Consider the following 18893-nt stretch of genomic DNA (forward strand, 5'->3'; position numbering starts at 1 on the left):
ATGGGGGTTTATTCAGTAATAAGACTGAGTTTAGGCTAGGCTGAATGCGCCTCTAGGGTGCATAAAGGACGATTGTGGATTGTTAGGTGGCTCGCAGAACGGCGTACTTTAATTGAAAGTCATATAAAGTTCATCTAACCAACCGGTTTATCCGCGTCCTACTTGAAGATGCTGGTTTCGAACTTGCGGTAAATCCATGGTCGATTTTCATAGACTGAGCACATTAATGTCTCTCTAATTGAGCCATATTTTAAAACTTGATGGTTCTAGGATGATGAACTCGCCGAGTCATTGAGTATGAAATAAGCACATGTTAATAATCCTCTTGATTGTTACTTCCTGCGCTTGATTGTTACTTCCTGCGCTTGATTGTTACTTCCTGCGCTTGGTTAGGATTGCTGCTCACCAGTTTATTTAAGCAGGGGGAGCCAGTCGCTACTTATTTTTATCTATTCCCAAAGAGGTATTTACATCGAACGCTTGTAGTTGTTCGGTTGCGCGGATGTTGGCGCATTGTTGTTATTGGTTTTATTTATAACGAAATGTAACAAAAGGTTTGGTTTTATGTGTCATTGCTGCTAGGTATAAAAGGGCACCCAACTCAAGAAAGGATAATCTATGAGTCAAAATAGCCTGTTTAGTCGCACGAGTATCATGCTAATTGGAGCCCTAGTCACACTGGGTTTATTTATCTTTATGTCGCAATTGGTTAAATCAGATCTAGTCTATGTCGGCAAGGCAACCGAAGCCCCAATCTTACATATTACCAGTGAGATCCCCGATCCCATTCCCCCCAAAAAAATCGAACGAATCAAGCCTGATCCTATCGTCGTTAAGCCGCCACGGATTGAGATCCCAAGTCATGGAGAGGGAGGTATTACACCACTCACTGACATTGCGCCTCCGGTGATGCCAAGAGTGAGCAAGGGTTATAACCAAGGAGCGACAAATCAAGATGCGATGCCCGTGGTGCAAGTTGCCCCGCAGTATCCAATCAGCGCAGCCAGAAACGGTAAAGAGGGTTATGTTGTATTGCAGTTTGATATCAGCACGCTTGGTAGTGTCACCAATGTTAGTGTGATTGACTCCAAGCCTAAACGGATATTTAACAAGTCTGCAGTACGGGCAATTAAGGGCTGGAAATACAAGCCAAAAGTGGTTGAAGGTAACCCGGTAATTCAACCTAAGCAGCAAATTAGACTGGATTTTACTTTGGAGAAGGCGCTGTAATCAGTGCGAAGGTGAAAACAACGACATTGGCCAATGCTAATGTCGTTATCATTGTAAACCCATTGACGCTAAAGAGCAGCCTCAGATAAGTTTAACGATCTAAATAAAAAGAGAATTGCATGAAGTGACTTTCATCGCTGAGCGGACTTAAGTAACTATTTTCCATTTCTCCCCTTGCGGCTGTTAATTTACGCCACTCACTAAGTGATTTTTTCGAACCATAACTCTGAACATCAATATGTACTTTTTCAGCTTGTAACGAAGCCAGTTCGGCCTCTAGATCTGTAGATAATCTAAAGTCGGGCATCTCGCCAGAAACTCCACCTTTAATCACCCAGTAGCTACGACCAGTATCGGTTTGACCCGTAACTGAAATTTGAGTGAAAGCAATGTTACTATCCGCGTTTGAGAAATCATACTGATAAGGGGGCTGATTATCGGAAATTGAAGCGAACAAACTGTATATCGCGTCAGTTAAGTCAGTCGTCACCTCCCTAAGTTGTAAGTGGCGAATGGTGTCACCTTCAGAATTAACCTTAACCGTTGCAGTTGCATATGTATAAGCTTCAATATTGCCTACCTGAGCGGTACTGTAGTCATGATAGCGAGCATAATTGTCAGAGGTCAGTGCAGGGTAGATAAAAATAGGTTGATTTACGCCGAGATTATCATTGTAATTACTCCAACCTGTTCTGGAATAAGCACGAGCACTGTGATTGGAAAAATCAACATTGACCTCAACTCCGGTCGCGGTGAAGTCATCTAGGGTTGGCTCAATATTACTCACCTCGGTTAAATCGAACGCACCGGCCATACTTGTAGCGCCGTCGGCAGCGATAAGCTGAATAGACATATCACCATAGCTTTCACACCACTCTAACTGGGGGGATGATAAATCTGGGGCAAGCTGAAAGTTATTATTCTCTAGGTAAAGCGTGCTATCTGGTGCATCTTCGATGAGCGTTTGCAGCGAAAAGTCAACCTGTTTACAGTTGCAGTTCGTCTCATCGGTATAGGCAAAGAAGAGCGTCGCGCCTAAATCACCAGGCTCAACATCGAGTTCGGTATTAATATAAAGGGTTCTATTACCTTGATAATCATAATCATTACCTGCCACTGTTACGTGCTTAGCGTCTGCTGGCCAGTCTACCTGCAGTTGACCTTGAGTATCGGTCGCATATTCTTTGATTACATCGCCGGATTGGTTATGGATGAGCACTTTAATATTGGCTATCGGCGATTTCTGTCCGCAACCATCGCGCTTAATGGTATTGAGTGAGAGTTGCCTTTCTGGAGCTTGAGTATTGTTAGTGCTGTTAGTGCTGTTATCGCTACCACCGCCACAGGCTGTCAAAAGTCCTGCAATAGCAAGACTCAATGTTCCTTTAACTAAATTCATTTTCTTCCCTAATTATAAGTGCTGTATAACGACGTAAATACCGCGCAAATTAAATTTTGATTATTGATTGTTTTTCGAGCGGATTGTAACATCCAAACTGGCGAGGAATATACAGTGGAGAAGTAAGTTGAATTAAATTCATCCGTGGTTTTTAACTACTTATATTACTCACTTTAAATTAGGATGTCATGAATTACCTTGGCCTGCATTCTATCTGAAGATGCAGGATTCAGTGGGAGTTTAATGGGCTTTAATCAACGTCAGTTATTGCTCCTGCATAACTGACATTCACACCATCCCTGGTGCTTGCATTGATTACCACTAATGGTCATTCCCTTTGTACAATCAATAACACAGAGTAAAGCCCATTAAAACCCATCAACGCCTCTGAAACGAGCATCTTTAAGTAGGATGGGTATGTCTCTCATTCTATCGTATGCATAAAAAAGCAATCCATGGCACTTTTAAAACCTGGCACTGTGGCTAGCTGAAAAACTGATGCGAGTAGTACGGCCAAGAATGAAGCTGCACTAATACTTACACCACAAAGACGGCCAAGTTTACCGTTATGGCGATGACTGGGGTAAAGTAGGCGTTATAGGAATTTGTTATGTTTCGCAACCAGATGGATATTTGATGAGTAGCACTAAGATTGATTTAGGCGTAAGTTTTGACAACAGCTACGCAAATGAACTGCAAGGGTTTTATGTCTCCTGTGAGGGTGATAAAGCGCCCACGCCGGTATTGGTAAAGTTCAATCAGGCACTCGCTGAACAGTTAGGCATCAGTAATAGCAGTGCAGAGCAGCTTGCCGCCGTTTTTTCAGGCAGCGAAGCGCCTCAAGGTTCAGCGCCATTAGCCCAAGTCTATGCTGGTCATCAGTTCGGTGGATTCAGTCCGCAGTTGGGGGATGGCCGAGCCTTGCTGTTAGGTGAGGTGGTGGATAAGTCTGGTCAGCGGCAAGATATTCAGCTTAAAGGCTCTGGCCGTACGCAGTTTTCTCGCGGTGGTGATGGTAAAGCGGTACTGGGCGCCATTTTACGGGAATATATACTGTGTGAAGCGATGCATGCGCTGGGGATTGCGACCACTCGTGCACTGGCTGTGGTGACGACGGGTGAACCCATCTATAGAACGCGATACTTGCCAGGGGCCGTGTTAACTCGAGTGGCAGCCAGTCATCTGCGCGTAGGCACTTTTCAATATTTCGCCGCTCAAGGTGAAGAGGCTAAGCTCAAACAGCTGGCCGATTATGCCATTGCGCGGCATTACCCTGAGCTAAAGCAAAGCGAACAACCCTACTTAGACCTCATTTGTGCCGTGCGAGATAAGCAAGCCGAGCTGGTGGCCAAATGGATGTTAGTCGGCTTTGTGCATGGAGTGATGAACACCGATAACATGACCATCAGTGGCGAGAGCATAGATTACGGCCCCTGCGCGTTTATGGATAACTATGATGCTAACGCGCTGTTTAGCTCTATCGACCAAGATGGTCGCTATGCCTATAGCAACCAGCCCGCGATGGCGCAATGGGATCTGGCTCGATTTGCTGAAACATTGCTGCCATTTATCAGTGAAGATTCAGACGATGGGATCGCGCAAGCAACAGAGGCGATAAAGGCGTTTTGGGATATCTTTAAGTCCCATTGGCTTAGGGGAATGCGCGCCAAATTGGGCATGACTTTGGAATTTGAAGGCGACTATGCACTTTGTGAGCAGTTGCTGGAATCGATGCAAGGGCAAGCTGTGGATTACACTCAGCTATTTCGTCAATTAGCAGCTGATTTGGTCGCTGACAGTAGCGTTGCTGAGACGTTGTTTACTGACTCTAAATTATTCATGCAATGGCAAGCGCAATGGCAAGCAAGATTGGAAAAGGAGCCGCTATCCACTGCAGAACGCGCAAGTTTGATGGATGCAGTTAATCCTGTTTATATTCCTCGGAATCATCTGGTTGAGGCCGCTATCGAGGCCGCAGAGGAGCGCAGTGATTACCAACCATTTGAGGCGTTAGTTGCGGTACTTGCTAGCCCTTATACACTACAAACCGCTAAAGATGAGTATAGTCATCCAGCGCCCGCAAGTTTCGGTAAGTTCACCACTTACTGTGGCACTTAGGCTAAAATTGACACAAAAAAACACGCAATGAATGGTCATTGCGTGTTAGTCGAGTCTTGCCTATCTATTATTTGGGTGAAGGCATTAATCGAAGAACGCTAATTCAAGGTGTGCTTTTTCACCTTTAACTTCTACCGCAACGCGATAGTTGTCAACTGCATCTTTCCAGTCTACTGAGCCTAGCTCAAGATTGTAGATCCCAGACTCAGATTCAGTGACTGTCAAGGCGCACTCTGCATCTTCAATACAATTTGCATGGTTGGCTTGATGCCAAGCAAGTTTGTATTTAACTGAAGTATCGCCTGCCTTTGGGTAACCCATGATGATTAAGTTAAAGCCGCTGGCATCAGTCACCAACTTGTCGCCATCACCGGTAAGGGTTAACGCTACGCTACCTTTTTCAGCGTCTATTGTTTGTAAACTCACGCTCAGAGTTTCAGTTTCATTTATGCCAATCGTGGTGACTGGCGAAACTGGTGGCTCAACAGGCGGTTCGACAGTCTTATCGTCATCGCTTCCGCAGCCGAACAGTAGCACAGAGCTTAGGCCGATGGCGCAGTATAATTTAGTATGTTTCATAGTTATTTCCCTGCGTTTAGTGGCCAGTGTGGCAGGTATCACAACCCATATTGGTTTTCACACTTGGAGCAAATGTGGACTCTGAAGTGTGGCAGCTTTGACAGCCGGCAACAGTATCTGAGATAGGGTGATCGATTACCGTTTCGCCATCAAACGCTTTATTTAACATGTCCACTAGCTCATAAACAACAGAAGCGGATAGTTGCTTACAGCGCATGCCTTTTTGGCTGAAGGATTTGCCATTTTCTCTTGCCCATAGGCTGATAGAGGAGTGACATAAGATAGTGTTTGCTGAAGTAGGAGTACCGACTTGATCTAATGTCTCAGTCATATCAGCGCCAATCCCTTCAATAAACTCAGCAGTTTGCAGTGGTAACGCTTGGCTTTCGTAATAGCGCATTGTTGGACTAAGAAGTGCGTTGGCTTGTTCACCGTTAATACTCAGTAAATTAGCTAACATACCGGTCGCGTTAATATTACCGCAAACAGTACCTTCACCAAGCATGCCCGCCCAGCCATATACCGCAAGCCCTGTAGGCAACAGTGCAAATTTTTCGGCATCTGGAGAATCTGACAGAGCTAAACTTTTGATGATGCTGTCAAACACTTGGAACATACAGCCGTTACCCGTTTCATAGGCGAGTTTAGCAACCGTCATAGGGTCTAGTTTGGCGTAAGCTAATTTTTCACCTACTGCTAGTCTCCACTCGCCAGTACTACTTGTAACTGCTGCGATAACAGGGTTTGCCACTAAAGCTGTACCTGCGGCAACTGAGGTAATGCCAATGATACGGTTGATTGCTTGTCTTCTATTTAGTGTTTTCATCATTTTATGTCCCATTTTATTATGTCACTCAATACTCTGCTTGAGCGTTTTGAATTAGCTGCAGGTAGTTAAAATGCTGACCCTGTTGGAGTGCAAATCAACGCTGCATTGGCTTGAGATAAGAATGACAGGGCATTGAAAATGCTGATGAGAGCTAGCTCAAAGTAATTTTCACCTAAATTATCGCCGTAATGATTCGGCTGGGTATTGGTGTAAACTACTGCTAAATGCGTAATGAGTGGCGAATAATGCCTATATTCTTTATTCGTAACAGATGTAATGCTAATTACAGCGTTTTATCCTGTTTATTACTGGCTGGGTTTATTGATCTAGATCTAATAACGTTATGATGCACAAGAAAAATTGCATATACACCTTTGAATTTTCGATGGAGGATGCATTGCAAGTCAGTTAGTTGCTCTGAAAATAAGTGAGCAATAAAAACCTACGGGTAATATTGCTATTTAAGATCCCATGCAATAAGCGTAAAGGCTAGAAAAGCAATGATAGGGCCGACATTATGAACAGAGTATTAGATCTATTGCATATCTGCTGACAAATAATATTGTGTATTGCCAAATTGTGATTGGCAGGATGTTTGTGCTGTTGTAATTGCAGTAAAATAGCTTAACGATTTTATATGGACGCTATTGATATGCGGTTAAAAATCTTTGAATTTGATATTGCCAATAGTCAGTTATTCAATAGTGAAACTCAAAGTTCAGTACACCTAACACGCACCGAATGCCAGGTGCTTGAACTGTTAGTGACTCACCCCAATCAAGTGATGAGTAAGGGGCAGCTTGCTTGTGCGGGTTCGCAAACCGCAGTGATGAGCGAATCTGCTGTAGCAAAAGCGGTGTTCACCTTACGAAAGCATTTTGGCGAAGCGCATGCTGAGTTAATTGAGACCTTTCCTCGCAAAGGTTATCGGTTAAATATAGCAGCGCCTAATGCAAGCTGGTTGCAGCACTCTAAGGCGCGTAAAAAGTACCTTATGTTAACTGTGGCGGCACTTTTAATTAGCTGTATTGCCGTGGTGACGGCGATGCATCAATACATCTTGTTTAAAGATGTAGATGTACCTATTAAAACCAGTCGTAACATTACCTTGGATAATGGCCAGCAACTGATACTTACTTGGTTAGAGTCGCCGAGAATTAGATTACGGCAAGAGGTGTCCGTCGAAGCCAAGGTTGTATTTGCACTAAATCGTTGCCCGCATTTGACATGGGATAGGGTGTACCTCGCATTTTCAAATGATATGCAGGTGCTTAATGTATCCATGCTCGGCAAAACAGCGAAAGGCGGCACATTGATGAGAAACATTAAAACTATCGACTTTAGCTTAAGCCCTGAATTTATTTCAGAAGACTGGCTCAAGGAGGTATCACTCTGTGATTAAACAGCTAAAAATAGTGTTAAGTGGCGGGCTATTGGCGCTAGTCATAGGAATAATTGTTTATCAGCACATTAAGGCAACCGAAGTGGACATTGTGTTGTCATGTCGCAATGAACTGGTTGCCATGAATCCCAGAACCAATGTCATTGAACACCACTCAATGATTGCTGATTTTGCCCTGCAAAAACGCTCGGCTAGTATTAGTTATCGATACTTCACCACCGACGGTATTCCCATTGCTACCCTACAATTAAAGGGCGATGTGCTGAGTGCGAATAAGGACAAGGATATCTATATCCTCAATTTGGTCAGTAGTGAGCTTATTCGACATAATAGCGAGTTGTCATTGCCTTTACATGGGAGCCATTTGGAAGCGTTCGCCAGTCGCAATATTACCAAGGAAGGGGTGCACAACTTAACGATTCAAATCGCTAGTCGTAACCAAAGTGAAAATACTGCGCTGTTGTACTTTTTACCGAGCACCAATATCTGCGCCTGTAGTCTAGTCACTATGGGGTAATGTTTAATCCAATGGCTAGCTTTAAGCTAGCCATTGCAGCGTTAACTTTGTTCTTTTTCCATCTTTATACTCCTTTGCTATCTTTCTACATTTCATCGACTTTGCTGTCGCCGTTACTCATCCTCCAGCGCCTGCGAGATCAACTATAATTTGAGTTAATTGGTTTGTTTTTACATTTCGGTGACTGGAGCTGTTAGCCGAATGTAAGACACATACGTAGGTAATGATTATGACAGAACTCAAGATTAAGAATGTCGGCAAAGGCTTAGGGCTAGAGTTACCACAAGAGATCATCGACCAGCTGCATCTTGGTGCCGGCGACAATATAGCCTTAGAGAAAATGGCCCATGGCTGTTACCGACTCACCTCAAAAAGCGATGAATTGGCGGAGCAGATAGCATTAATAGAGGGTTATATGCATGAAGAAGATGCTTAATCCTACCATCTATCCAAATTAAATGGTTAGCGCCGTAAGCGTTCAGCTTTTACGGCGTTTAATATCTTCTCTACCTAACTACCTAACTACCTAACTACCACCAACAATCTACTCACCCCTTCGATGTCATCGATAAGCAAAATATCCATTAATACCTGTGGCTGTAATTTGTTGGTTTAATATCAAAGAGGCTAATTTAAAGTAGTATTCGCGAGTAATTAATTACCGTTTATCGATAATTAATTATTGACTAATGTTAATGGTATGGGTAGATTTCAGTGTAAATTAGCTTGAGTTAAATAAGGATGTTGAATGGAACGCGCTGCAAAATACGTTACGCTATTTTTGGGGTTATTGATGTTGTCGGCTTGTCAGTCTATTTCGGTGACAGAGGAACACTTTTTATATCCTGATGATTCAATTAGTCAGGCGGATGTCGATACTTGGGGACGACAACAAGCACTTGAATTTATCAGTATCAGTGCGACTGATGGTACTCGATTGAAAGGTGCACTCATCACACAGCCAAACGCTCGTTTCACATTGATCTATTTTGGTGGGAATCAGTTCAGGTTCGAATCGCAAGGTGGAGCATTGGCAAAAATACTGAGTCAATTCGATAATAACCTGCTGATTATGGATCATCGTGGTTACGGTATGAGTGAAGGCATACCAAGTATCAGTGCATTGCAAACTGATGCGAGTGATATTTACGACTATGTTAAGTCAGCCCCAAGCTTGGCAAAACTGCCCGTTATCGCTCATGGGATATCATTGGGCAGCATGATAGCCGGCAGCCTTGCTGATCAGCGGCCAGTCGATGGGTTAGTTTTGGAAGGCTCAACAACTACGGCTAAGGCGATGATCGACGCACAAGTTCCTTGGTATGCAATGCCTTTTATTGAGCTTGATATTAGCGATGAACTTGCCAAGATTGATAACCTGGCTAACATCGAAAGTTACTCTGGAGAGTTGCTGGTAATGGTGGGTGAAAACGATAGGACCACTCCTGTTAGCTTATCAAAAACCTTGTATGAAAGTGCGGCAACACCAAACAAACAGTTGTTTATCGCCCCAGGTAAAGGACATGGCAATGCGATTAAGTCAGAGCTGTTTTCGGTTCACTATAAAGCCTTTATTGAAAAAGTGCTGTTGGCAGACAAGGCCGAAACATTATGAATAGAATCAAAATACTGAGCTCAATCGTAAAATTCGGGCTCTATTTTACCTTGCTATCTCTACTGTTGAGTTTAGCGATTGGTATTTTCCATCAAGATCATCATGTCGTTATTGGCGGAGAAGGTGGTATGGAAGTTTGGCTGGGGCTAGATGTTGCTGGCAATTGGAGTGTGTTAGCAGAGCAATTAGCATTGCATGGATTTAACCAAGTGTTGCTAATGGGGTTAATACAGATAATTCCGTTAGTGATTATTAATTGTGTATTATTACGCTTGTTTAGCCTGTACCAGCGGGGAAGAGTGTTTGAGTTAGCCAATATTAACTGTTTTCGCTATTTAGGTTGGACTCTGGTGGGACAATTTTTGCTAAACATAATATATCCACCCATATTGAGCATAATGATGAATAATATGTACTCAGAGCTGACTCTAAAGCGAGCCATTAGCTTTGGAGAAAATGACATCGCAATGCTACTGGTGGGCTTAATCATCATTGTTATTGCTGAAGTTATGTTGCAAGGGTTATTGCTGCAATCAGAACAAGAGTTAACCATATAGTGGCTATCGTGATAGAGCTTGATGTGCAGTTGGCTAAACGCAAGATGAAATCGACAGAGCTTGCGGCGGCAATTGGCATCACCCCGCAGAATTTGTCAATTCTTAGATCGGGCAGGGCGAAGGCTGTTCGCTTTTCAACTCTGGAGGCTATTTGTCGCTATTTAGACTGCCAGCCTGGGGATATATTGCGCTATCAGGATGATCCTGTATAACGTCAACCAGCTTTAACTTGGCCTCGGTATTTTGCTCATGGTATTAATACCAATTCCATTAAATAGTTGCTCATTCAGCGGGAATTAAAATCACTTTAGGCAAGCAAGTGGGTTGTAGCTAATAGTTATTCTATATCGAGAACCACATGCGCAGTATAAAGTGATTTTAAACCCGCACAACGTGAGCTTCTCAGGACTTTCACTGCTGCGTTGCATTGTCTTAAAAGGGAATAACCATTTCTTCCACAATGCGCCTGGAATTGAAAGCCCTGAGAGAGCTCTGAATTGATCACATACTTAATGGAATTGGTATAAATCTCAGCGACTTAATTCTTTGACATTCAGCCTATGAGAATAGCTCAAGTGTCCAACTCCTGCATTGACTGTCTATTTACCTCCGTTCTACCCAAATCTTGCACTTTCAGGTAGAACGGGGATAAACCCATTGGTTATCCATTTTTTATCTGAGCTCGTGCCGGTGTAGGTGTTACACATTCGACTTTATATTTGGCCGTTACCACCGTTTTAGGTTGCGGCGATAATACCTCTAAACGATACCAACCCTGAATGGCGTTATTAGTACTGGAACCATTAACGGCCAAAGTCTTACTCGCTTCTGGTTTTGAAATTGTACGGTGCCAACTTCTGACGGCAAGCGTGCTTGCCTTTGTGAACTTGAGTGTGAAGGTTGGCGATATTTTAGCGTCATGACTCACGTATCGATATTTCACCGTGCCAGCGCTATTGCTGACGATGCTGCCATTGAACTTGACGCCCGTCGGGCAACTGCCTTTATAGCTGCTAGGGTTCGCCTTGAAGCTAACGCTCTTGATTAAGGGGATCAGCAGCATGGTGGCCATTTTAGGCTTGGGCTTGGGTATTTTAGTTTCGGCAAGGGCAGAGGCGAGGCAGGCTATTTTTGCGTTCACCTGGGTACTTTTTGACGAGGTATCTGTAAAGCCAAGACCCGTGGGTTTACAGGTTAAATGATAGCCGACAGTAAAAGCTGCTGGATAATTAACCTTGAAGCCTTTCGCTAATAAATGGTACTTACTGAGTGTCGGTTCAGAGGATAGCCGTTTGTTCAATTCATTATTGCATACGGTACTAGGACTAATATTCTGGCCGTTGGTGTAGCTGTACTGACCTGAAGCCTCTTTGCTATGGGGGATTAAGAAATTAGCAGGCTCTGCGCTGTCACCGACTAATGAAAATCCTGATACGCTCATCCTGCCTTTATAGGCTTTATTGCCCTTACCTTCATACTTACACTCGGCATTCAAGTTGATTGAAAACTGGCTGATCTTGGTTTTATCAATCTTATCCCACTTTTCACCAGTACTGGAGTAGACGGTAATTGTCGGCGCTTTGCTAAAGCCATTCGGCGCGGAGATAGACAATTTTTTCACTGAATTGGCGTTGGCGTTACTAATGATGAGGGTAAATAGTATCGCCACTATGAGCAATAATGTACTTGGACGTGAATACTGCATAACAATATTCCTTATTTAGGAAGCTGATCAGCATTTACAGGTAGGTGTTCATTGGTCGCTATAGGCATTGAGACACTTGAGCATGACTCAATACCCAAGCGGGAGGCTAATGGACACTTTGGTAGCTAAATCGTAAGTGTTTAGCATCTTTAATGAGTCGAATAAATGACTGTCGACTCATGTGTACCAGGCTGCTGTGGTCGCCCGCTTCGAAGTAGACCTCCTTGGCGTTGACTAATAGATCATCATAAACGGCTTCTAAGTTATAAACTGCACCAATGGAGGGGATAGCCCCATTCTCACAATCATTAAACATTGGGTAGATCTGCTGCTCCTTGAGTAGGTGCAGATCTCGGTTTAGCTTGTCACCGAGCGAACGTAAACTGATTTTGTGGTTGGCGGGTAATACTGCCATGACCTTACGGCCTTCATGATCTTCTAAAATCACTGCCTTAGCGACCTGGGTTGCAGGCACATGAGCCCCAAAGGCTGAGTTAAGTGAGCTTACACTGTGGGGGTGGGAGACAAGATCGTACTTGACATCGTTTTCCACTAGGTACTTATTTAATCGGTTTGAAATAGTCATAGTATTGCCTCTTTTCACCGATATGACATTAGCCCTAATTATAGTTCATGGGCTTTGATATTGTGCTGGGAAGCAGTCATTCCGCTAGTGGTTGGCTAGCTCAGAGGAGGTTTAGTTAATCTTGTTGGGAGAGCTGGCAGCTAAAATTAGCACCGCCTAAGTGGCCGCGACTGACTGATAACTTTCCCTGCATGCGTCTTGCTGCTGCTTTGGCAATAGCCAAGCCAAGCCCTAAGCCGCCAGTTTGTTGGCTGCGGCTCCTATCTATGCGTGCAAAGGGTAGAAAAATGGTTTCAAATTGTTGGCTATCAATGCCTGGGCCATCATCGTCAACACTGATAATGAGCCTGTTGTGGCTAAAACTGGTTGAGACCTCTACTTGAGCATTTGCATACATCAGTGCATTTTTAAACAGATTATCAAACATTAACCGTAAGTAGGCTGGATCGCATTCAAGCTGAAGCGGCTGCAGATTTAAGTTCACGATGATTCCATTGTCAGTTATTAATTGTTTAACTCGACTCTGCAAATATTCATCAAGCTTTATGAGCTGCTTGTTTTGGCTGTCATCTTGATTTGACGCTGCATTTAGCTTTGAGAAGGTCAGCACCTGGCGAGTTAACTTCTCAATATCATCGATATAGCTGTCGATGTCATCCAGTAGTTCTAGCGCTTCGTTTTGCAGGCTGCGTTGGCGCAGTAATCCGGTTGCGAGCTGAATTCGACTCAATGGCGTGCGCATTTCATGGGGCACCGCTTGGGCAAACACTTGATTCTCTTTTACTGTTTCAGTGATGGCATCTGCCATTCGGTTAAAACTGTCTGCCAACTCATTCACTGGCTCGGAGTAGCTTTGATTCGCTCTAATATGGAGATTGCCTTTACCAAACTGTTTATTGGTATCGACGAGTTGATTTATCTGCGTCTGTAACCGCCGCACTGAAAAGTATAGCGTGGTACCTATAGTGATAATCACCACGAGTAACAGTAAATAAGGGATAAACTCTGCGGGATCATTGCGCAATAATTCAATAAAACTGCTGCTCTGTTGGCGATAGGGAGCATCAACAAATAAACGGTTTGGCAGACGATCCGCAATCAAAATAGTGCCGTTAGTTTGGTAAAGCGGATAAACAGCCAACAGTTGCTCATCCGTTAATTGGTAAATCGATACCCCTGCCATATTACTCAGAAACTCGCAGTTTGAGCAGTCTAGTTCAGCATTCCATTTTGCTTGCCACGTAATATCGAATTGAGGATGTAGCCCTTGAGAACTATTAATATAGCGCTCCACAGACAAGTGGGTGCGCTGGATGTCTGAGGTGATTTCAATAAAAGTTTGATAGCTATCATCATAAAAATCGACTACATCACTTTGCTCTAGAAACTGCTCACTTAAGTACAGAGTTAAGATAATGCTGGCAAATAATGCCGTTAGCAAACTCAAGTAAAGGCGAGTAAAAAGAGGTGGAAGATAGTTAGCCATCGATCAACATGTATCCTTTGTTACGTATCGTTAATATGGTTTTGTAGGGGGGCGTGTCGTCATTGAGTTTTTTTCTTAGTCCTGAGATCCGCATATCAACTGAACGGTCATTAAAATCATAATCTATGCCTCTTAACGCGCGGCAACAATCTTCTCTAGAAACGACGGTGCCAGCATGGGAAGCAAGCAGCAGTAACATATCGTACTCAGCGGTCGTGAGCACAAGTGTTAGATCGTCATAGCTCACTATTTGCTTACTGGTGTCAATCATGAGCTGGCCAACTTGTAACTGCTTTTGACTCGGGACGATGGGTTGACTGCGCCTAAGTAAGGCTTCAATTCTGGCAAGCATCACATGTGGCCGCACAGGCTTAGTGAGGTAATCGTCAGCACCCAGTTTTAGCAGGCTTACCTCGCTGATATCGTCGCTGCAGGCGGTTAACACCAAGATAGGCCCTCGATAGAATTTACGCACCTGTTTACAAACCGATACACCGTCTAAACCGGGTAACATTAAATCTAGAATGATTAACTCGGGTTGCTCTAACCGCACGGCGGTTACTGCGTGTAAGCCATTATTGATAATGTGGGTGCTGTAACCTTCAGCTTCGAGATACATTGCGGTGAGGCGAGAGATCTCTTTATCATCTTCAACAATGAGTATATTTGCTTTACTCACAACTGTTTACCTTAATATTAACTCTACCAACGTATGATAGAAATGCTGCGCTGACGAGTCTGATTTTACAGGATATTGTCACTAAATACAGTTCGCTTACATGTGCTTACATAGCGTGTAATGTGCTTACTTTCTCTTACCCTACGAGCTTAATGGTCATGTTAATTTTACAGCTCAAATCAAAGAGGTATTAGGAGTAGACTATGGTGGCTAAAGTAATATTGGTTGGGGTTGTAACAGCAAGTTTAATGGCCTTAGTGGCCTGTAATTCTGACTCTTCGAGTACGCCATCCGGTGGCAACAATAACTCAGGCTCTGGCCTGTCAGCAGAAACAAAGGCACTTGGTATTGAGGATGTGCCTGCATCATTATTGACGACCTATAGCGCTGCACTTAAATTTAATCGTTATACACAAATTAAAGCACCCAATGGCAAGTCTATCCATATTATTGCGCAAGACTTGATTAGTGATAACCAGATAGTACGCTCCCGCGCTATTTTGACTCATTACCTGACTAATTTACCCGGCTCTGAATATGGTAGTGACAAATCTGCTGTGGCCAATAAGATGGCAGACAATGGCGCTATCTTATTACTCCTCAATGGCAGTGATGATGGCAGCAATGCTGCTACAGAGCTAGGCGGACAACCGCTATATCAAAATGAAATTCAAGTTGAAGGTGGCGCTTGGTATATCAATCAAAACTATGAAGAGCATCGTGATGCGAGTTTTGAAGAGATCCTGCATATGATGCATGATTACGGGATCGGTGTGGACCAAGATAGTGAGTTCATCGGCGCCTTGCCTAGCTATCAAGCTGAAATTAGAGCCGCTCAAACCACAGCGTTAAATGACAAACTATGGGGTGGGGATGAAAATTGGATCACTGAACTCACTGCTGAAAATAGTTTAACTCAAGAATATCTCGCGTCAGTTATCGATGCTTATTATGGTTTGTGGGGGGCATGGACTGGCAGCGAAACTCACAGCATGTGGGGCGGATATATTGCAAAAACACGCGCTGAAATTAGCAGTGAAGACCCATTAGCTGCTGAGTTGATGCACAATAAATTCTTTCATTCCTACCTTACCTATAATGCGCGAATTGATGCGAGCTTTATGGGTGATTTTAGCCTGAAGTTCAATTGTGACATCGGTTATAGTCACCATTCGCAATACCTTAAGGATGTGACGCTAACTGGCAAGCTAGATAGCAATGTGGTGGTTAATCAACTCGATAACAATATCACCGGTAATAGTGGTAACAATGGCGTTAAATTTAGCGGTAGTTCATCGCAGTACAGTATTGAAAAGCAAGACAACGGCGCCACGATTATTACCGATATGGTGAGTCATCGAGATGGCATTAATACCCTTAATGGCATTGAAAAGGCGCTGTTCAGCGACAGTAGTACTGCGTTGTAAACACTTATTGATATGATAGGTTTAACATTTAGGCCGCTTATCTGAGCGGCTTTGTTGTCATTGATTTTAGCTTAAATCGTTAGTCTATGTGTTGAACGGCGATCATAAAATGCACAAATACTGCTTGGAGAAAATTGTATTTTTTAGACTAAATGCTATTGGTTAAATGTAGTGCTGACCCTCTCGACGGCAATAACGTTGTTGAAAATTAAACGGACTCATTTTCAAGGTACGCACTGCATCGACCCAGCCAACCACTATCGGTACTAATGTCCAGCTAAAGACTAAGTACAAGCTGCCCTTCAGGTGTTGACCTAAATAGAACTTATGTAAGCCTAATCCACCGAATAAAAATCCAAACCATATTGCCAGTTTCTGGTTTTTAATACGGATGTCAGGATCGACTCCAGAGAAGGCTTCTAACCCTTGAGCTGCGTGACATTGGGGGCAGCTCACTAGATTAAGGTCGATCTTTTTGCTGCACTGTGGGCAATCAAGGTGTTGCATTGCAAACTCCAATAGTCAATATCGCTAATGGCTTATTATGCGTACAAGTGTGCGCTGAAATATAGGTGTGTAGATCACATTAATAAAATAAAGCTGAAAACGTAATCGGTCACTCACATAACGATTAGCAATGAGTGAGGTAGGGGCATGCCTCAACTTCACTCTTAAGCTAACGGAAATGCGGTTTGTTATAGTCGCTAGCGGAGATCGCTGCTTTAGCTGTGATAGCGTTGTAGGCGTGGCATTATTTTTTAAAGGAGTGAGGCAAGAGGGGGCGGTTGCTCACCGACCCCATACAAGCTTATTCGGCGTGATGATCTTTCAATTTTTGAAATAAGACGTCTTTTAAATTCGCCCGCTGTACTTTGAGCTGATGCATGTGTTCATCATCGGTGGGGCTACCGTCAATTTCTAGCTGACGAATTTCGTAATCTAATAAGTGATACTGCTTGGATAGTGCTTGGAATGCTTCGTCTTTATGATTCAAATAAACAATGTCTTGTTTAAATTCTGGGAAATCGAAAATAAGTGCGTGATTCTCATTTAGCATAGGTACCCCTGAACGGTGAACAGAAATTTATAACGTTGTGCTACCAACATTACACCATTATGGATTTTAGCAAAGGTTAGATTTCGTTATTTTAGCGATCTAGTTAACAAAAATAGCGAGCAAATATGCTCGCTATTTATGGGGGAATAACATTTAGCCGTTATGCTTTAGCTTCAATGAATTCGGGCAGATCTTCTAGCTTCTCTATCTTGAAATTAAAATAGGCATAAGTGCCACTGACCAATGGACAAACTAAGTTGAAGAAGGCGTAAGGTAGATAAGCAATAGTAGCCACCCCTAATGTACTGGCCATGTAAGCACCGCAGGTATTCCAGGGGACGAGTGGACTGGTGATGGTTGCGGAGTCTTCCAATGCTCGGCTCAGGTTTTTCGCTGCAAGCCCGCGCTTGGTGTATTCAGCTTTTAACATACGACCAGGCAGAATGATGGCAATAAACTGATCGCCGGTAATGAGGTTTGCACCAATACAGGTCGCCAAAGTGGTAATGATCAAGCTGCCACTGGAGGTGACCAAGCTCAACATGCTCTGCAAAATACGTTTTAGTAGTCCGGTGACCTCCATAATGCCACCAAATGCCATGGCGCAAAGGATCAACCAGACGGTATTGGTCATCTGGCTCATGCCACCTCGACTGAGCAAACTATCGAGTACCTCATCGCCAGTGTTCGCCGTGTAGCCATCAAACATGGCGGTCCAGATCCCTTTGACCATAGCGACTATTGGCGGCAGACTCTCATCATTAGCAAAGGCGATGATGCCATCAAACTGAAACAGTGCCGCGCTGATAGCGCCTGCGATGGTACCAAGAATGACAGTGGGAAACGCTGGCATCTTCTTATAAGCCAAGACTAAAACCACCAGCAGCGGCAACAAGAGGTGAAGTCCAGGATTAAACTGCTGCTGCAATAGCAACATGCTCTGTTGCAAGTCACCAGCCTCTCCACTAGCGGGACTCGTAAAGCCTAAGATTAGAAACCCTATCAGTGCGATGATAATACTTGGAGTCGTGGTCCATACCATGTGCCTAATATGGCTGAAAAGATCGGTGCCTGCTACCGCTGGGGCAAGGTTGGTCGTATCGGACATCGGCGACATTTTATCGCCAAAATAGGCGCCACTGATGATAGCCCCCGCGGTGATCTCTACACTTAATCCCATGGCTGCCGCAACACCCACTAACGCAATACCTAGTGTGCCTGCAACGGTCCAAGAGCTACCAATACTAATGGCAATAACGGCACATAATAGGCAGGCGGCGGCATAAAAATATTCGGGGTTGAGTAGTAACATACCGTAGTAGATCATCGTCGGTACAGTACCTGCCAGTATCCAGGTGCCAATTAAAGAACCAACAGAGAACAGGATTAGCAGCGCTCCGACTGATACGGCGACACTTTTAACGATACCGGCTTCCATCTCCTTCCAGCTATAGCCATTTTTGACACCAACGATGAGTGCAATGCAGGCCGCCAATATAAGGGCTATCTGATTAGCCCCGTAGGAGCTATCGGATGAATAGAGGTAAACCGCGGCTGACAACATGGAAACAAGGGCAAACACTGGAATGAGCGCATCAAATAGGCTAGGGGTTCTCTTAGCCTGCTCATTTTGCTGTTTGGCCTTGGGAGTCTCATTGTGATCTTGCTCTGAAGGTGCTTGATTCGAGGTCATTATATGTTCCTTAT

General features: G+C 43.8%; 19 protein-coding genes. 9 read left to right on the forward strand and 10 right to left on the reverse strand.

Going from position 1 to position 18893, the window contains the following annotated elements:
* Positions 1–618: 618 nt before the first annotated feature.
* Positions 619–1230, forward strand: coding sequence for an energy transducer TonB (locus L2755_RS08425; protein WP_248980239.1), 612 nt, complete (start codon positions 619–621; stop codon positions 1228–1230).
* Positions 1231–1321: 91 nt separating this feature from the next.
* Here L2755_RS08425 and L2755_RS08430 read toward each other — a convergent pair whose 3' ends face one another.
* Entirely contained in the window at positions 1322–2629 is a 1308-nt protein-coding gene (locus L2755_RS08430) for a hypothetical protein (RefSeq protein ID WP_248980240.1), read from the reverse strand.
* Between the two features lie 636 nt (positions 2630–3265).
* Here L2755_RS08430 and L2755_RS08435 point away from each other — a divergent pair.
* Positions 3266–4747, forward strand: coding sequence for a protein adenylyltransferase SelO (locus tag L2755_RS08435; RefSeq protein ID WP_248980241.1), 1482 nt, complete (start codon positions 3266–3268; stop codon positions 4745–4747).
* Between the two features lie 84 nt (positions 4748–4831).
* On the opposite strand, the gene L2755_RS08440 is transcribed toward L2755_RS08435, so the two are convergent.
* Both L2755_RS08440 and L2755_RS08445 read right to left on the reverse strand, forming a co-directional pair.
* Positions 4832–5326 carry a hypothetical protein gene (locus L2755_RS08440; RefSeq protein WP_248980242.1) on the reverse strand — a complete coding sequence of 165 codons (495 nt, stop codon included), beginning with the start codon at positions 5324–5326 and terminating at the stop codon, positions 4832–4834.
* A 16-nt stretch (positions 5327–5342) separates the two neighbouring features.
* Positions 5343–6152 (reverse strand): cytochrome c3 family protein, encoded by an 810-nt coding sequence (locus L2755_RS08445; RefSeq protein WP_248980273.1) that lies wholly within the window; start codon positions 6150–6152, stop codon positions 5343–5345.
* 655 nt (positions 6153–6807) lie between these two features.
* Between L2755_RS08445 and L2755_RS08450 the strand changes: the two genes are divergently transcribed.
* The 6 genes from L2755_RS08450 to L2755_RS08475 all read left to right on the forward strand — a co-directional run bounded on the left by L2755_RS08450 (position 6808) and on the right by L2755_RS08475 (position 10458).
* Positions 6808–7557, forward strand: a complete 750-nt coding sequence (locus L2755_RS08450; protein WP_248980243.1) for a winged helix-turn-helix domain-containing protein — start codon at positions 6808–6810, stop codon at positions 7555–7557.
* Positions 7550–8074 (forward strand): hypothetical protein, encoded by a 525-nt coding sequence (locus L2755_RS08455; RefSeq protein WP_248980244.1) that lies wholly within the window; start codon positions 7550–7552, stop codon positions 8072–8074. The genes L2755_RS08450 and L2755_RS08455 overlap by 8 nt, the downstream gene beginning before the upstream one ends.
* Before the next feature lie 229 nt (positions 8075–8303).
* On the forward strand, positions 8304–8510 hold the full coding sequence (locus L2755_RS08460) for an AbrB/MazE/SpoVT family DNA-binding domain-containing protein (protein WP_248980245.1): 207 nt from the start codon (positions 8304–8306) through the stop codon (positions 8508–8510).
* A gap of 312 nt (positions 8511–8822) precedes the next feature.
* Positions 8823–9689, forward strand: a complete 867-nt coding sequence (locus L2755_RS08465; protein WP_248980246.1) for an alpha/beta hydrolase — start codon at positions 8823–8825, stop codon at positions 9687–9689.
* Positions 9686–10246, forward strand: coding sequence for a DUF2975 domain-containing protein (locus L2755_RS08470; protein ID WP_248980247.1), 561 nt, complete (start codon positions 9686–9688; stop codon positions 10244–10246). The genes L2755_RS08465 and L2755_RS08470 overlap by 4 nt, the downstream gene beginning before the upstream one ends.
* Entirely contained in the window at positions 10246–10458 is a 213-nt protein-coding gene (locus L2755_RS08475; RefSeq protein ID WP_202286302.1) for a helix-turn-helix domain-containing protein, read from the forward strand. The genes L2755_RS08470 and L2755_RS08475 overlap by 1 nt, the downstream gene beginning before the upstream one ends.
* Before the next feature lie 449 nt (positions 10459–10907).
* Here L2755_RS08475 and L2755_RS08480 read toward each other — a convergent pair whose 3' ends face one another.
* The 4 genes from L2755_RS08480 to L2755_RS22285 form a co-directional block, all read right to left on the reverse strand.
* Positions 10908–11951, reverse strand: coding sequence for a hypothetical protein (locus tag L2755_RS08480; protein ID WP_248980248.1), 1044 nt, complete (start codon positions 11949–11951; stop codon positions 10908–10910).
* Positions 11952–12057: 106 nt separating this feature from the next.
* On the reverse strand, positions 12058–12537 hold the full coding sequence (locus L2755_RS08485; RefSeq protein WP_248980249.1) for an aminoacyl-tRNA deacylase: 480 nt from the start codon (positions 12535–12537) through the stop codon (positions 12058–12060).
* Positions 12538–12652: 115 nt separating this feature from the next.
* Complete coding sequence (locus tag L2755_RS08490) at positions 12653–14023, reverse strand: sensor histidine kinase (RefSeq protein ID WP_248980250.1); 1371 nt, start codon at positions 14021–14023, stop codon at positions 12653–12655.
* Positions 14016–14702 carry a response regulator transcription factor gene (locus tag L2755_RS22285; RefSeq protein ID WP_248980251.1) on the reverse strand — a complete coding sequence of 229 codons (687 nt, stop codon included), beginning with the start codon at positions 14700–14702 and terminating at the stop codon, positions 14016–14018. Before L2755_RS22285 ends, L2755_RS08490 begins: the two co-directional genes overlap by 8 nt.
* Before the next feature lie 203 nt (positions 14703–14905).
* Here L2755_RS22285 and L2755_RS08500 point away from each other — a divergent pair, with 203 nt between their 5' ends.
* On the forward strand, positions 14906–16129 hold the full coding sequence (locus tag L2755_RS08500; protein ID WP_248980252.1) for a hypothetical protein: 1224 nt from the start codon (positions 14906–14908) through the stop codon (positions 16127–16129).
* A 162-nt stretch (positions 16130–16291) separates the two neighbouring features.
* Here L2755_RS08500 and L2755_RS08505 read toward each other — a convergent pair whose 3' ends face one another.
* The 3 genes from L2755_RS08505 to nhaC all read right to left on the reverse strand — a co-directional run bounded on the left by L2755_RS08505 (position 16292) and on the right by nhaC (position 18879).
* Entirely contained in the window at positions 16292–16636 is a 345-nt protein-coding gene (locus tag L2755_RS08505; RefSeq protein WP_248980253.1) for a TM2 domain-containing protein, read from the reverse strand.
* A 301-nt stretch (positions 16637–16937) separates the two neighbouring features.
* Positions 16938–17186, reverse strand: a complete 249-nt coding sequence (locus L2755_RS08510; RefSeq protein ID WP_248980254.1) for an HP1242/YdcH family protein — start codon at positions 17184–17186, stop codon at positions 16938–16940.
* Between the two features lie 160 nt (positions 17187–17346).
* A complete protein-coding gene (gene nhaC, locus L2755_RS08515) occupies positions 17347–18879 on the reverse strand; it encodes a Na+/H+ antiporter NhaC (protein ID WP_248980255.1) in 1533 nt (510 codons plus the stop codon).
* Between the last annotated feature and the right edge of the window lie 14 nt (positions 18880–18893).

The organism is Shewanella abyssi, assembly GCF_023284025.1.
Taxonomy (GTDB): domain Bacteria; phylum Pseudomonadota; class Gammaproteobacteria; order Enterobacterales; family Shewanellaceae; genus Shewanella; species Shewanella abyssi.